This window comes from Hymenobacter sp. J193 (genome assembly GCF_024700075.1).
GTDB lineage: Bacteria > Bacteroidota > Bacteroidia > Cytophagales > Hymenobacteraceae > Hymenobacter.
The window spans coordinates 4455070-4469232 of sequence record NZ_JAJONE010000001.1 but is presented as its reverse complement, the minus strand read 5'-3'; the positions used below and the strand labels follow the sequence as shown (position 1 = coordinate 4469232).

Annotated in this window: 11 protein-coding genes; all 11 read left to right on the top strand. The window is 60.6% G+C overall.

All coding sequences use genetic code 11. The features are described 5' to 3' along the window. Nucleotides 1-46: 46 nt before the first annotated feature. The 11 genes from LRS06_RS19445 (at nt 47) to LRS06_RS19395 (ending at nt 14162) form a co-directional block, all read left to right on the top strand. Nucleotides 47-1336, top strand: a complete 1290-nt coding sequence (locus LRS06_RS19445; RefSeq protein WP_257873033.1) for an ankyrin repeat domain-containing protein — start codon at nt 47-49, stop codon at nt 1334-1336. A 346-nt stretch (nt 1337-1682) separates the two neighbouring features. Beyond that, on the top strand, nt 1683-4529 hold the full coding sequence (locus tag LRS06_RS19440) for a substrate-binding domain-containing protein (protein ID WP_257873032.1): 2847 nt from the start codon (nt 1683-1685) through the stop codon (nt 4527-4529). Nucleotides 4530-4719: 190 nt separating this feature from the next. Beyond that, on the top strand, nt 4720-5604 hold the full coding sequence (locus tag LRS06_RS19435; RefSeq protein WP_257873031.1) for a sugar phosphate isomerase/epimerase: 885 nt from the start codon (nt 4720-4722) through the stop codon (nt 5602-5604). A gap of 71 nt (nt 5605-5675) precedes the next feature. Next, nucleotides 5676-7352 (top strand): GMC oxidoreductase, encoded by a 1677-nt coding sequence (locus tag LRS06_RS19430; protein ID WP_257873030.1) that lies wholly within the window; start codon nt 5676-5678, stop codon nt 7350-7352. A 12-nt stretch (nt 7353-7364) separates the two neighbouring features. Further along, a complete protein-coding gene (locus LRS06_RS19425; RefSeq protein ID WP_257873029.1) occupies nt 7365-7979 on the top strand; it encodes a gluconate 2-dehydrogenase subunit 3 family protein in 615 nt (204 codons plus the stop codon). A gap of 191 nt (nt 7980-8170) precedes the next feature. Beyond that, nucleotides 8171-9346 (top strand): Gfo/Idh/MocA family protein, encoded by a 1176-nt coding sequence (locus LRS06_RS19420; protein WP_257873028.1) that lies wholly within the window; start codon nt 8171-8173, stop codon nt 9344-9346. Between the two features lie 62 nt (nt 9347-9408). Then, nucleotides 9409-10461: a sugar phosphate isomerase/epimerase gene (locus LRS06_RS19415; RefSeq protein WP_257873027.1), complete on the top strand. Its 1053-nt coding sequence runs from the start codon at nt 9409-9411 to the stop codon at nt 10459-10461. Nucleotides 10462-10477: 16 nt separating this feature from the next. Then, on the top strand, nt 10478-10948 hold the full coding sequence (locus LRS06_RS19410; protein WP_257873026.1) for a c-type cytochrome: 471 nt from the start codon (nt 10478-10480) through the stop codon (nt 10946-10948). A 125-nt stretch (nt 10949-11073) separates the two neighbouring features. After that, nucleotides 11074-12330: a nucleoside permease gene (locus LRS06_RS19405; RefSeq protein WP_257873025.1), complete on the top strand. Its 1257-nt coding sequence runs from the start codon at nt 11074-11076 to the stop codon at nt 12328-12330. Nucleotides 12331-12332: 2 nt separating this feature from the next. Further along, nucleotides 12333-13223, top strand: a complete 891-nt coding sequence (locus tag LRS06_RS19400) for a hydroxypyruvate isomerase family protein (RefSeq protein ID WP_257873024.1) — start codon at nt 12333-12335, stop codon at nt 13221-13223. A 168-nt stretch (nt 13224-13391) separates the two neighbouring features. After that, entirely contained in the window at nt 13392-14162 is a 771-nt protein-coding gene (locus LRS06_RS19395; RefSeq protein WP_257873023.1) for a DUF1080 domain-containing protein, read from the top strand. Nucleotide 14163 lies beyond the last annotated feature (1 nt).

Here is a 14163-nt window from a genome sequence, read left to right as displayed (position 1 = left end):
AGCCACCACCCTTTATCTTATACTGTTACCTGTCCAATATTTCTAAATGCGAAATATCCTACTAACCGTTGCTCTGGCGTTACAATCAGTGTTATTCGCTTCTTGCAGCTTCGAAAACAAAAAGGAGGTGCATCACGCCGCGTTCGATGGGGATATCGAGCACATCCGCGCCTACATAGCGAAAGGCGGACCGGTAGATTCCCTTACTACTGATGGCAGGTCCTTGTTAGGCGCTGCCGCGGCAGGCGGCCATGTAGCACTCATGCAGTATTTGATAGCCCAGGGCGCAGACGAAAAGATCCTCGATGATGGGGAGGCATTGATTCATCATGCGACGGAAAGTAAAAGCGTTAGTGCGGTAAAATTCCTATTGGAGAGAGGGGCCGATGTGAATGCGAAGCCAGTGGGTAGTGGTACTACCCCATTGCTGCTTGCTGTGGAAGAGCTTGACGAGCCCATGATTGCATATTTGATTAGCAAGGGCGCTCAAGTAAATCTGGTGGATAAGCATATGGGTACCCCCTTGAACACGGCGATTCTATACTCACATGGTTACCCGAATAATTCAGCCCAAATCTTCCAGGTGGTGAAGAAGCTGGTTGAGCAGGGGGCTGATGTCAATTTAACAAATGCAAGTGGGTCCACCCCGCTTGCACTGGCGGCCCTCACCGAGCACAAGCAGGTAATTGACTACTTGGTGCAAAAGGGAGCCGACGTTGCCAAGAGAGGAGAAGATGGGCATACAGCCTTTTCGTATGCAGCTGGGAAGGCTAATAAGGCCCTTTGTGAGTATTTTGTAAAGCTAGGGGCTCGCCCAGCTGACCGACTGGATAATGGCAGTACGGTGTTGATGTATGCCCTACAAAGTGAGAATATAGACTTCTTGCGTTGGCTCATTTCCCAATACAAGTACAACATCCAAGACAGGGATACCAGTGGTCAGACCCTGCTGATGTATGCGGTAAACAAAAGCTTGTTTACCATGCGATTCGTGGTCAACGAGCTGAAAATGGATGTCAATGCCCATGACGCTTCTGGCGTAACGCCCCTTATGCTCGCTGCCAGGAGCCTAAAGTTGGATAAAATCAAATTTTTAGTGGAGAAGGGGAGCCAAGTGAATGTCCAGGATAAGGAGGGCCTTACGCCCATCATATATATAGCTCAGGAAGCGCAGGTCAACGATTCAGGTCCCGCTAATGATGAGGCGTGCTACGATGCTATTGAATACTTAATGGAGCAGGGTGGGCGCACCGATATAAAAGATAAATCAGGGCGCTCAGCAGTCGATTATGTCAAAGACAAACCATTCCCTGACCTTATCGCCTTGGTGAAATAAAAGTAAGAAGCAGAGGTAGAACTACCGGCTGTGAGCAGTTAGAATTACCCTCATTTCAGTGAACTGCTACTTATTGGGTGTCGGTAAGCTCGCAAAACACTTATGCTATCTAGTCTGAGTTCAATCAGCTAAGTACAGTTCGTGCGACTAATTGATTGATAGCGCTGAGAAGCCAGCAGAATGAGTGCTGTCTGCTAAAGTGGCTCCAATGTATCTGTACGGTGCCAAGATACATGATCAGAAAACCGAAAAACGGCGCTTTACCCCGCCCCTCGGCTTTTTCCTATCTTTGGTGATGAGGTAGCCCCACATCAGCGCGCGGCTATTGGTATCAACTACTCTCCGCTTGCTTTACCCTAGCTGCTTACGTCGACTCCTGGTGCTGGTGAGCCTGCTGGGCTCGTTGGCCGCCTGCGCCCCCACTCCACCGCCAACGTACCGCATCGGGTTTTCGCAGAGCGTGAGTACCGGCGACTGGCGCGAGGCCATGCTGGCCGGCATGAAGCGGGAAGTGTCATTTCACCCCGAAATTCAGTTTCTGACGCGCGACGCCCAGGGCAACAGCCGCCAGCAGCAGCAGCAGGTACATGACTTGCTCGATGCCGGGGCCGATGTGCTCGTGGTAGCGCCCAACGAGGAACACGCCCTGTCGTCGGCCATTGAGGAAGCTTACCGGCGCGGGGTGCCCGTGATTCTGCTGGACCGCCACACCACCTCCCCGCACTACGCGGCCTACGTGGGCGGCGACAATGCCGGGGTGGGCGCCGCCGCTGCCCGCTACGCGGCGCTGCGGTTGCAGCAGCGCGGCCGTATAGTGGAAATTTTGGGCTCACCTTCTTCCGTTACGGCGGAGCGCCACCGGGGCTTTGCGCAAGCCCTGCGGGCGTACCCGGAAATGCGCGTAGTGGGCGAAGTAGTAGGCGACTGGGGCGCAACTTCCCTGCAGCCGGCCCTCACCAGACTGTTGCAGACATACCCCGAAACCAACCTGATTTTCGCCCACAGCGACCTGATGGCCCAGGGCGCCTACGAGGTATGCCGGCGGCTGGGCCGAAAGGATATCCGCATCATTGGGGTGGATGGGCTGCCGGGGCCGGGCAATGGCATGGAAATGGTGCAGCAGGGCCGCGCTACGGCTTCTTTATTTTACTCACCCGGCGGGGAGGAAGCCATACGCGTGGCTTTGAAGATTCTTTACCACCAGGCCTACGAGCGGGAAAACATCCTGGGCACCATCGTTATCGACTCGGTGAATGTGCTGACTTTGCAGCAGCAGGCCACCAAAGTGGCCAGTCAGCAAGCCGGCATTGAGCAGCAACAGCAGCTGCTGCGCACCTTGCAGGCCACCTACACCAATCAGCGCACGGCACTGTATGGACTGCTGGCCACGCTGCTGGCGGCCCTGGTGCTGGGCGCCAGCGCCTGGCGGGCCGCCCGCAGCAACCGGCGCATCAACCAGGAGCTGGCCCGGCAGAACGAGGCCAACGACGTCATCAACCGGGAGTTGGTGCGGCAGAATGAGGCCAACGACGTCATCAACCGGCAGCTCAGCACCCAGAACGAGGAAATCAGGGCTCAGCGCAACCAGATTGCGGAGCTGGCCGAGCAGGCGCGGGTAGAAACCGAGGCTAAGCTGCGCTTTTTCACCAACTTCTCCCACGAGCTGCGTACCCCGCTCACCCTTATTATGGGCCCGGTGGAGGAAATGCTGACCGGCCGCCACGGCGGCGCCCTCCTGCCCTCCCACCGCCACGACCTGGGTTTAGTGCGCCGCAATACCCAACGCCTGCTGCAGCTGGTCAACCAGCTGCTGGACTTCCGCAAGATTGAAGTAGGCAAGATGGCCGTGCAGGCGCGGGAAGACGACCTGGTGGCCTTCGTGCGGGAACTGGTCGAAACGTTTGAGCCGGCAGCGCGGGTGCAGCAGGTAGCGCTGCTGTTTCAACCCGCCGTGCCGCAGCTGCCAGGCTGGCTCGACCGCAACGTGCTGGACAAAGTCTTTTTCAACCTGCTCTCCAACGCCCTGAAATATACGCCTGCCGGTGGGCAGATAACGGTGCGCGTGCGGCCCGCTGCTGATGGCCACAGCTTGCAGGTGGAGGTAGCCGACACCGGCCGCGGCATCCGGCCCCAGGACAGCCCGCACATCTTCGAGTGGTTTTACCAGGGCGAGCAGCCCGCCACGGCCAAAGGCTCGGGCATGGGGCTGGCCCTGGCCCAGGGACTGGTGCGCCTGCACCAGGGCAACCTCACATTCAGCAGCCAGTTGGGTCAGGGCAGCACGTTCATTGTCACGCTCCCGCGCGAGCTGCCGGCGGCCCTACGCACCACGGCCGCCCCGCCCGAAGCGCTGGCCCTAGACGAGCCGCGGGCTTTCCCCGTCGAAGACCTGACTGCCGAAGCCGCCGCCGGGCAGGAGCCGCTGGTGCTGGTGATTGAGGACAATGCCGACGTGAACGAGTTTGTGGCCCGCAAGCTGCGCCCCCACTTCCGGGTGCAGACGGCCACCGATGGCAGCACCGGCCTGCAGCTAGCTAAGGAGCTGATTCCGGATCTGATTGTGTGCGACGTGATGATGCCCGGCCTGAGCGGACTGGAGGTAGTGGCCCAGCTGCGGGCCGACTGGCACACCTCACACGTGCCGGTTATTCTGCTCACCGCCCGCACCGCCCCCGAGCAGCAGGTGGAAGGCGTGCAGGCCGGGGCCGACGTGTACCTGACCAAGCCCTTCAACCCCACGTTCCTGCTCGAAAGCATTCATACCCTGCTGGCCAACCGCGCCCGCCAGCACGAGCACACGCGTCGGCAGCTGGGGGCCGCCGCCCAAGCCACACCCGATGTGGCCGCGCCCGACCCCGACCAGGCTTTTCTGCAGGCTCTAACGGCTCAGATAGAAGCTGACCTGACGCGTACCGACCTGACCGTGGAGGAGCTGGCCCAGGCTCTGGGTTTCTCGCGCACCCAGCTCTACCGCAAGGTGAAAGCCGTGCTGGGCACCAGCGTAACCGACTACATCCAGCTGGTACGCCTGCGCAAAGCCCGCGAACTGCTGCTCAACGACAAACTCACGATTACGGCCGTGGCCTACGAGGTGGGCTATACCTCGCACTCGTATTTCTCCAACAGCTTCAAGGCCCGCTACCAGGTGTCTCCCTCCGAGTTTCGGGCGCGTCATTTGGCTGATTCTGCTTGAAAAATTGTGTGCCAGGCGTTCAAAAACTGATAGAAAAGGTCTATTTTCAGCCGATAATATAAATTTAAACATCTGTCTATCAGTTATATTACTCCTGTTGTTGAGTATGCACACGTGCGGGGTAATTGCTGCATAAGCGCGGAACCGGAGAAATGGAGCTTTGGCTTCCACTCTTCCCTAAATCTGCCGCATGAATTCCCGCCGCACATTTGTTAAGTCCGCCGCGCTGTTCTCCGCGGGCGTCCTGCTCAGCCCGGAGCTACTGGCTTCCTCGAAAAAAAGTATTGGTCTGCAGCTCTACACGGTGCGTGACGCCATGCAGCAGGATGCGGCCGGTACGCTGGCCCGGGTGGCTAAGCTGGGCTACACCTGTATGGAAGGCGCCACCTACACGGGCAACCAGAAATTCTACGGCATGGAGCCGGCTGCTTTCGCCAAGGTGCTCAAGCAGAACGGCCTGAAGATGCCCAGCAGCCACTACCTGCTGGGGGAGCAGGAAAACAACGGCCAGCCCACCCAAGGCACCATCCTGCACGGCTGGGACAAGGCCGTGGACGATGCCGCCCAGGTCGGCATCAAGTACATGGTGTGCGCTTGGCTGACCGAGTCGGAGCGCGGCAACCTCGACCACTACAAGCTGCTGGCTGAGCGTCTGAACAAGGCCGGCGAACGGTGCAAGAAGGCCGGTATTCAGATGGCTTACCACAACCACGACTTCGAGTTTGCAGCCCAGAACGGGCAGCTGCCTTACGACGTGCTGCTCAAGGAAACCGACAAGAACCTGGTGCAGATGGAGCTGGACCTCTACTGGGCCACCAAGGCCGGCCACGACCCGGTGGAGCTGTTCAAGCAGAACCCCGGCCGCTTCCCGCTCTGGCACGTGAAGGACATGGACAAGACGCCCCAGCAAAACTTCACCGAAGTGGGCAACGGCAGCATCGACTTCAAGCGCATCTTCGCCCAGGCCAAGCTGGCGGGCCTCAAGCACTTCTTCGTGGAGCAGGACCAAACCCCCGGCTCGCCCTTCGACAGCATCCAGCAGAGCATCACGCACATCAAGCGCAACCTCATCTAGTTTTTGGTGGCCGGTTGACACCTAAATGACAGCCAGCAAACCACAACTGACACTCTTCCCACCCATTTCTTATGGAAAAGAACACCTATGACGCCATCGTCATCGGGTCCGGTATTTCGGGCGGCATGGCTGCCAAGGAGCTGACCGAGAAAGGCCTGAAAACCATCATGCTGGAGCGGGGCCGCAACGTAGAGCACATCAAGGACTACGTGAATGCCAATAAGAACCCTTGGGAGTTTGCCCACCGCGGCGGCAAAACCGAGCAGATGGTGAAGGACTACCCGGTGCTGAGCCGCGACTATACCCTCAACGAAAGCAACCTGGATTTCTGGGCGAACGAGAAGGAAAGCCCCTACGTGGAGGTGAAGCCTTTCGACTGGTTCCGGGGCTACCAGGTGGGCGGCCGCTCCCTGATGTGGGGGCGCCAGAGCTACCGCTGGAGTGAGTACGATTTCGAGGCCAACGCCAAGGACGGCATTGCTGTGGACTGGCCCATCCGCTACAAGGAGCTGGCCCCCTGGTACAGCCACGCCGAGAAGTTTGCGGGCATCAGCGGCAACCGGGACGGCCTGCCCCAGCTCCCCGACGGCGACTTTATGCCGCCCATGGAAATGAACTGCGTGGAAAAAGACGTGGCCGCCCGCATCCGCAAGCACTACAAGGACCGCCACATGGTGATTGGGCGCACGGCCAACATCACCAAGCCGCACAACAACCGTGTGAACTGCCAGTACCGCAACAAGTGCTGGCTGGGCTGCCCGTTCGGGGCCTACTTCAGCACCCAGTCGGCTACCCTGCCGGCGGCTATGGCCACGGGCAACCTCACGCTGCGGCCGTTTTCCATCGTTACCAAAATCCTCTACGACAAGGACACCAAGCGGGCCAAGGGCGTGGAAGTGCTGGACGCGGAAACCAACCAGACCTACGAGTACTACGCCAAAATCGTGTTCCTGAATGCCTCCACGCTGAACTCGGCCTGGGTGCTGATGAACTCGGCCACCGACGTGTGGCCCGAGGGCCTGGGCAGCAGCAGCGGGGAGCTGGGCCACAACCTGATGGACCACCACTTCCGGGTGGGCGCCTACGGCGACATGCCCGGCTACGAGGACAAATACGTGTACGGCCGCCGCGCCAACGGCATCTACGTGCCGCGCTTCCGCAATCTGTTCGGCGACAAGCGCGACTATATCCGGGGCTTCGGCTACCAGGGCGGCGCCGGCCGGGAAGGCTGGAGCCGCGACATTGCCGAAATGAGCATCGGCGGCGACTTCAAGGATGCGCTGTCGGAACCCGGCGGCTGGACGATGGGGCTGGGCGCTTTCGGCGAAACCCTGCCCTACCACGACAACCGCGCCTTCCTCGACAAAACCAAGAAAGACAAGTGGGGCCTGCCCGTGTTGGCCATCGACGCCACCATCCGGGAAAACGAGCAGAAAATGCGCATCGACATGATGCAGGACGGCCAGGAAATGCTGGAAAAGGCGGGCCTGAAAAACGTGCGCACCTACAACAACGGCTACAACCTGGGCGGCGGCATCCACGAAATGGGCACCGCCCGCATGGGCCGCGACCCGAAAACCTCGGTGCTGAACGCGCACAACCAGGTGTGGGATGCCCCCAACGTCTACGTCACCGACGGCGCCTGCATGACGTCCTCGGCCTGCCAGAACCCTTCCCTCACTTACCTGGCTCTCACGGCCCGCGCCGTGGACCACGCCGTGGGCGAGCTGAAAAAACAAAACATCTAACCCTTCCTGACGATGATGAACCGACGTGATGCCCTGGCCCGCGTAGCTTTGCTGATGGGCGGAGCCGTTATCGGGGGCGACTATTTCCTGAGCAGCTGCTCCTCCCCCAGCGAGGAAAAAACCAAGACGAAGAAACCCACGGCGGCCGCGCCCAAAGAGCTGCCGGCCGTGCTCAACGCCGAGCAGGTGGCCTACCTGAACGAGGTAGGCGACACCATTTTGCCCGCTACCAAATCACCCGGCGCGAAAGCCGCCGACGTGGGCGGCTTCATGGCCGTGATGGTGCGCGACTGTTACCGGCCCGACGACCAGCAGGTGTTCAAACAAGGCCTGACCAAGCTTGAAGAGGCGGCCAAGCAGAAGTACACCAAGGGCTTCCTGGCCCTGGATGCTGCCCAGCGCACGGCCCTGCTCACGGCCCTGGATGCCGAGCAGAAAAACTACGCCAAAACAAAGAAGCCGGAAGCGCCCAACCACTATTTCCGCATGATCAAGGAACTGACGCTGCTGGGCTATTTCACCTCCGAAGTAGGCGCCACCAAAGCCCTACGCTACCTGCCCGTCCCCGGCAAGTACGATGGCTGCGTGCCCTACAAAAAAGGCGACCGGGCCTGGGCTACGACCTGATTTTCCAAGAATTAGAACGTCATGCTGAGCGCAGCCGAAGCATCTCTCCCGCTTCGTTGCAATGCCGATTGATTAGCCAGAGGTAGAGATGCTTCGGCTCTGCTCAGCATGACAGCTACATTAGCAACGTCAGCACGCCAGATGTTTTGATAAGCACAGCATGACGTTCTTCCAACTCAACCAATAACCGAATGAAATTACGACTGGGCATGATTGGCGGGGGGCAGGGCGCGTTTATCGGGGCGGTGCACCGCATGGCCGCCGCCCTGGATGGCCTGTATGAGCTAACTGCCGGTGCGTTCAGCAGCAACCCTGATACTTCCCGCGCTACCGGGCAGGAGCTGGGACTGGCGCCGGACCGGGTGTATGGCTCCTACCAGGAGCTCATTACCCAGGAAGCCCAACGCCCGGCCGATGAGCGGGTGCAGGTCATCAGCATCGTCACGCCCAATCACTTGCACTTCGCACCGGCCAAGCTGGCCTTGGAAAGCGGGTTTGATGTGGTGCTGGATAAGCCGATGACCTTTTCCCTGGCGGAGGCCAAGGAGTTACGGTCGGTGGTTGCAGCCACCGGCCGCCGGCTCTGCCTTACGCACACCTACACGGGCTACCCCATGCTCAAGGAGGCCCGCCAGCTGGTGGCTTCCGGGGAGCTGGGCGCCATCCGAAAAGTGTACGTGGAGTACCCCCAGGGCTGGCTAAGCAACTTTGAGGAAGGTGGCAGCAACAAGCAGGCTTCCTGGCGCACGGACCCCGCCCGCAGCGGCGTGGCCGGCTCTATGGGCGACATCGGCACGCACGCCTTCAACCTGCTCGAATACGTGAGCGGCCTGCAAGTCACCCAACTCTGCGCCGACATCAATATTGTAGTGCCTGGTCGCCAGCTGGATGATGACGGGGCCGTACTGCTCCGGTTAACCGGCGGGGCCAGCGGGGTGCTGGTGGCTACCCAGGTGGCAGCCGGCGAGGAAAACAATGTGCGCCTGCGCATCTACGGGGAAAAAGGCGGCCTCGACTGGCAGCAGGCCGATGCCAACACGCTGCTGGTGAAGTGGCTGGACAGACCCACCGAAATCCGGCGCACGGGAGCGGGCTACCTCAGCGCCGCCGCCCGCCACAACAGCCGCATTCCGGCCGGTCACCCCGAGGGCTACCTCGAAGCCTTTGCCAACCTCTACCGCAACTTCGCTCTGACCTTGCTGGCCGAACAAACCGGCCAACCCGCCCCACCCGAAGCCCTGGACTACCCCGGCATCGAGGACGGCTTGCGGGGCATGGCCTTCATTGAAAACGTCATTGCCTCGGGCCGCTCCGCGCAGAAGTGGACCGAGTTTCCGGCTATTGATAGCTTAGAGCAGAGAACTTAGAGTTCAGACTCAGTTCTATCGAAAAAACCTACGCTCTAAGTTCTCTGCTCTAAGCTCTCAAAATGAAAACCATCAAAGGACCCGGCATTTTTCTGGCCCAGTTCATCGGCGACCAAGCCCCCTTCAACAGCCTGGCCAATATTTGTGAGTGGGCAGCCGGTCTGGGCTACAAAGGCCTGCAGCTGCCCACGCTGGACAGCCGCTTTATCGACCTGAAGCTGGCCGCCGAGAGCCAGACCTACGCCGACGAGCTGCGCGGTACGGTGCAGGCCGCGGGCCTGGAAATCACCGAGCTATCCACCCACCTGCAGGGCCAGCTGGTGGCGGTAAATCCCGTGTACGACCAGCTGTTCGACGGCTTTGCGCCCGAGGAAGTGCGCGGCAACCCGGCCGCCCGGCAGCAGTGGGCCGTGCAGCAGCTCAAGTACGCCGCGCAGGCTTCGCAACGGCTGGGGCTTACGGCCCACGCCACGTTCAGCGGGGCGCTGCTTTGGCCCTACGTGTACCCGTGGCCCCAGCGCCCGGCCGGTCTCGTGGAAACGGGCTTTACGGAGCTGGCCCGCCGCTGGCGGCCTATTCTGGACGTATTTGACGAGTGCGGCGTGGATGTGTGCTACGAAATTCATGCTGGCGAGGACCTGCACGACGGCGTGAGCTACGAACAATTTCTGGCGAAAGTAGACCACCACCCCCGCGCCTGCCTGCTCTACGACCCCTCCCACTTCGTGCTGCAGTGCCTGGATTACCTGGAGTACATCGACATCTACCACGAGCGAATCCGGGCTTTCCACGTGAAGGATGCGGAGTTCAACCCCACCGGCCGCCAGGGCGTGTACGGGGGCTACCAGGGCTGGGCCGACCGCGCTGGCCGCTTCCGCTCCCTCGGCGACGGGCAGGTGGATTTTAAAGCTATTTTCAGCAAGCTCACCCAGTATGATTACCCTGGCTGGGCCGTGCTGGAGTGGGAATGCGCCCTCAAGCACCCCGAAGACGGAGCCCGCGAAGGCGCGCCTTTCATTCAAAACCACATCATCCGCGTCACCGACAAGGTATTCGACGACTTTGCCGCCTCCGGCATCGACGCGGCCCGCAACAACAGCCTGCTCGGCTTCTAACTCTTCCGACTTCCCCATGAAAAACGCGTTTCTGCTCTTAACGCTCTGCGCCAGCCTGGCTTCCTGCGGCTCCGAATCCGACAAGCCTGCCGCCAAAGAATCCTATACCTTGGCCGATGAAACCGTGCCGGCCGCCGATAGCGCCACCGGTGCCAACATCAGCGCCGTGGCCCGCCAGCCTCAGGTAGACACCAACGCCACCAAAATCGGGACGGCGCCTACGGGCGGGGCGGTGGCCGGCGGGGCCAAGCTCATCCAGTCGGCCGACTGCGCCAGCTGCCACCGCGAAGCCGAGAAGCTGTTGGGCCCGGCCTACAAGGATGTGGCCGCCAAATACCCCGCCACGGAGGCCAACGTGAGCATGCTGGCTGGGAAAATCATAACCGGCGGCAGCGGCAACTGGAGTGATATTGCCATGACGCCCCACCCCGGTCTCTCCCAGAAAGACGCCGAGGAAATGACTCGCTACATTCTGAGTCTGAAGTAAAAACCGTGTCATTCCGAGCGTAGCGAGGAATCTGGAGTAATCCGTGTCAACGGCTTCACCCAGATTCCTCGCTACGCTCGGAATGACAAACGCTACACTACCCCAACCCCTATTCCCACCTGCTCATGACTTCTTCAATCCGGGTAAAACTGTCCTTCATGATGTTCCTGGAGTTCTTCATCTGGGGCGCGTGGTTTGTCACGCTGGGCACGTACTTGCTGCGCAACCTGGGGGCCTCGGGCACACAGGTGGGCGTGGCGTTTCTTACCCAGTCCATCGGGGCCATTGTGGCGCCCTTCATCGTGGGGCTCATTGCCGACCGGTTTTTCTCGGCCCAGAAGATTCTGGGCGTGCTGCACCTAGCCGGAGCGGTGTTGCTGTGGCGCGCTTCCCAGGCCCCGGATTTCAGCAGCTTCTACCCTAGCATCCTCACCTACATGATCTTGTACATGCCCACGCTGGCGCTGGTGAACTCCATTGCCTTCCGGCAGATGCAGAATCCGCAGAAGGAGTTTGCGCCCATCCGGGTGCTGGGCACCCTGGGCTGGATTGTGGCCGGCCTCACCATCGGGAGGCTGAACTGGGAGCAAAGCAACAGCCTCCAGTCCACCTTCCTGATGGCGGCCGGGGCCTCGGCCCTGCTGGGCGTATTCAGCTTCACGCTGCCGGCTACCCCGCCGGTGAAGAAAGGGCAGTCAAGCTCCGTGGGCAGCTTGCTGGGACTCGATGCCATTGGCATGCTGAAAAACCGCTCCTACCTCACATTTTTCCTGGCGTCCATTGCCATCTGCATTCCACTGGCGTTCTACTACGGCTTCACCAACCCCTTCCTGAACGAAGTGGGCATGAAGGCCGCCGCCGGGGTGCAGAGCCTCGGGCAGGTATCGGAGCTGCTGTTTATGCTGGCCATTCCGCTGTTTTTCAGCAAGCTGGGCGTCAAGAAGATGCTGGCTATTGGCATGGCGGCCTGGGTGTTGCGCTACGTGTGCTTCGCCTACGGCAACGGGGAAAGCGGCTACTGGCTGCTGATTGCGGGCATCGTGCTACACGGCATCTGCTACGACTTCTTCTTCGTAACAGGCCAGATCTACACCGACAACCTGGCTGGCGAGCAGTTCAAAAGCTCGGCTCAGGGCTTCATCACGCTGGCTACCTACGGCGTGGGCATGCTGATTGGCACGCTGCTTTCGGGCCGCATCTTCGACAGCTACCAGCTCTCGGCCGGTACCCACGACTGGCGCATGATCTGGCTGATACCGGCCGGTATTGCCGCCGCGGTGCTGGTGCTGTTCCTGCTCCTGTTCAAGGAGCGCAACACCGCACCTGTTTCCACTGAGGCAGCCGGCGTTGATGCCAATGCCCGTTTGGCCAACGCCAGCTAGGTATGGCTGCCACCTGGAACCGCCGCGCCGCCCTCAAAGGCCTGCTCACCAGCACCGCCGCGGTGGGCACCCTCGGCCTGGCCGGGGCCGCCGCGCCGGCTGCGAAACCAACCATCATGCCTGCCGCCCTGAAAGGAAACATCCGCCACGCGGTGTGCCGCTGGTGCTTCGCCGATCTGTCATTGGAAAAGCTCTGCGCCGCCGCTAAGGAAATGGGTATCCGGGGTATTGACCTGGTCGGGCCGCAGGACTGGCCTACGCTGAAAAAATACGGGCTGGACTCGTCCATGTGCAATGGGGCGGAAATCAACCTCACCGATGGTTTCAACGACCCGCAGTTTCACGCCCGCCTGCAAAAGCAGTACGCCGAGCTGATTCCGCAGGTAGCCAAAGCCGGCTACCGCAACCTGATCTGCTTTAGCGGCAGCCGCCGGGGCAAGACCGACGAGCAGGGCTGGGCGAACTGCGTGACCGGCCTGAAGCCGCTGCTGAAGCTGGCCGAGCAGCACAACGTGGTGCTGGTGATGGAGCTGCTCAACAGCAAAATCGACCATAAAGACTACCAGTGCGACCGGACCGCCTGGGGCGTGGAGCTGGCCAAGCGGCTGGGCTCGGAGCACTTCAAACTGCTCTACGACATCTACCACATGCAAGTCAACGAGGGGGACGTTATCCGCACCCTCACCGAGTTTCACCCCTACATTGCCCACTACCACACCGCTGGCGTGCCTGGCCGCCACGAGCTGAACGATGCCCAGGAATTGAACTACCCCGCCATCATGCGCGCCATCCGCGCCACCGGCTTCAAAGGCTACGTGGCCCAGGAGTTCATTCCCCAGCAACCCGATAAGCTGGCTTCCCTGCGCCAGGCCGTTCAGCTCTGCGACGTTTGAAATTGTCCTAACGACTGCAAGGTGCCAAAAGGACTTTTGTCATTCCGAACGAAGTGAGGAATCTGGGTTGTTTGCTGAAGACTAAGCCAGATTCCTCACTTCGCTCGGAATGACAGTGAAAACGACGTTTCGTGCCCATCTTAGCCGCTGCATATTCTGCCAACTCCAATGAAATTCCCATTCCTGACTGCTGCCCTCTTAGGCTTATCCATGACGGCCCACGCTCAGCAAGCCGGCAAGCCGGAAGACACCGAAGTGTGGAAGCCTGTCCCGAAAACGGTGCGGGGCAAGCTGAAAACCACCCCGCCCCCAGCCGGCGCCATTGTGCTGTTCGACGGCAAGAGCCTGAGCGAGTGGGTGTCGGCGGATGACCGCACCCAGCCCGCGCAGTGGACGGTGGCCGATGGGGTGCTGACCGTGGATAAGTCGAAAGGCAACATCGAAACCCAGCGCACCTTCGGCAGCTACCGCTTGCATCTGGAGTGGCGAATACCGGCCGGTATTACCGGCGAAGGACAGGTGCGCGGCAATAGTGGCGTGTTCCTGGCTTCCCTGGGCAAAGGCGACCTGGGCTACGAGCTGCAGATCCTCGACCCCTACCAGAACCCGACCTATGTGAACGGCATGGCCGGCAGCATCTACAAGCAGCGCATCCCGCTGGCCAACCCTGGGCGCAAGCCCGGCGAGTGGCAGTCCTACGACGTGCTGTGGCTGGCCCCCACCTTCAAGCCCGACGGCACCGTGCTCACCCCTGCTCGCGTGACGGTTAAGTTCAACGGGGTAGCGGTGCAGAAAAACGTGGCCCTGGCGGGCCCCACCCGCTACATCGGCCCGCCCCAGTACGAGCCCCACGGCGCCGCGCCCATCAAGCTCCAGTCCCACGGCGACCCAAGCGCGCCCATTTCCTTCCGCAACATCTGGGTGCAGGAGCTGAAATAGC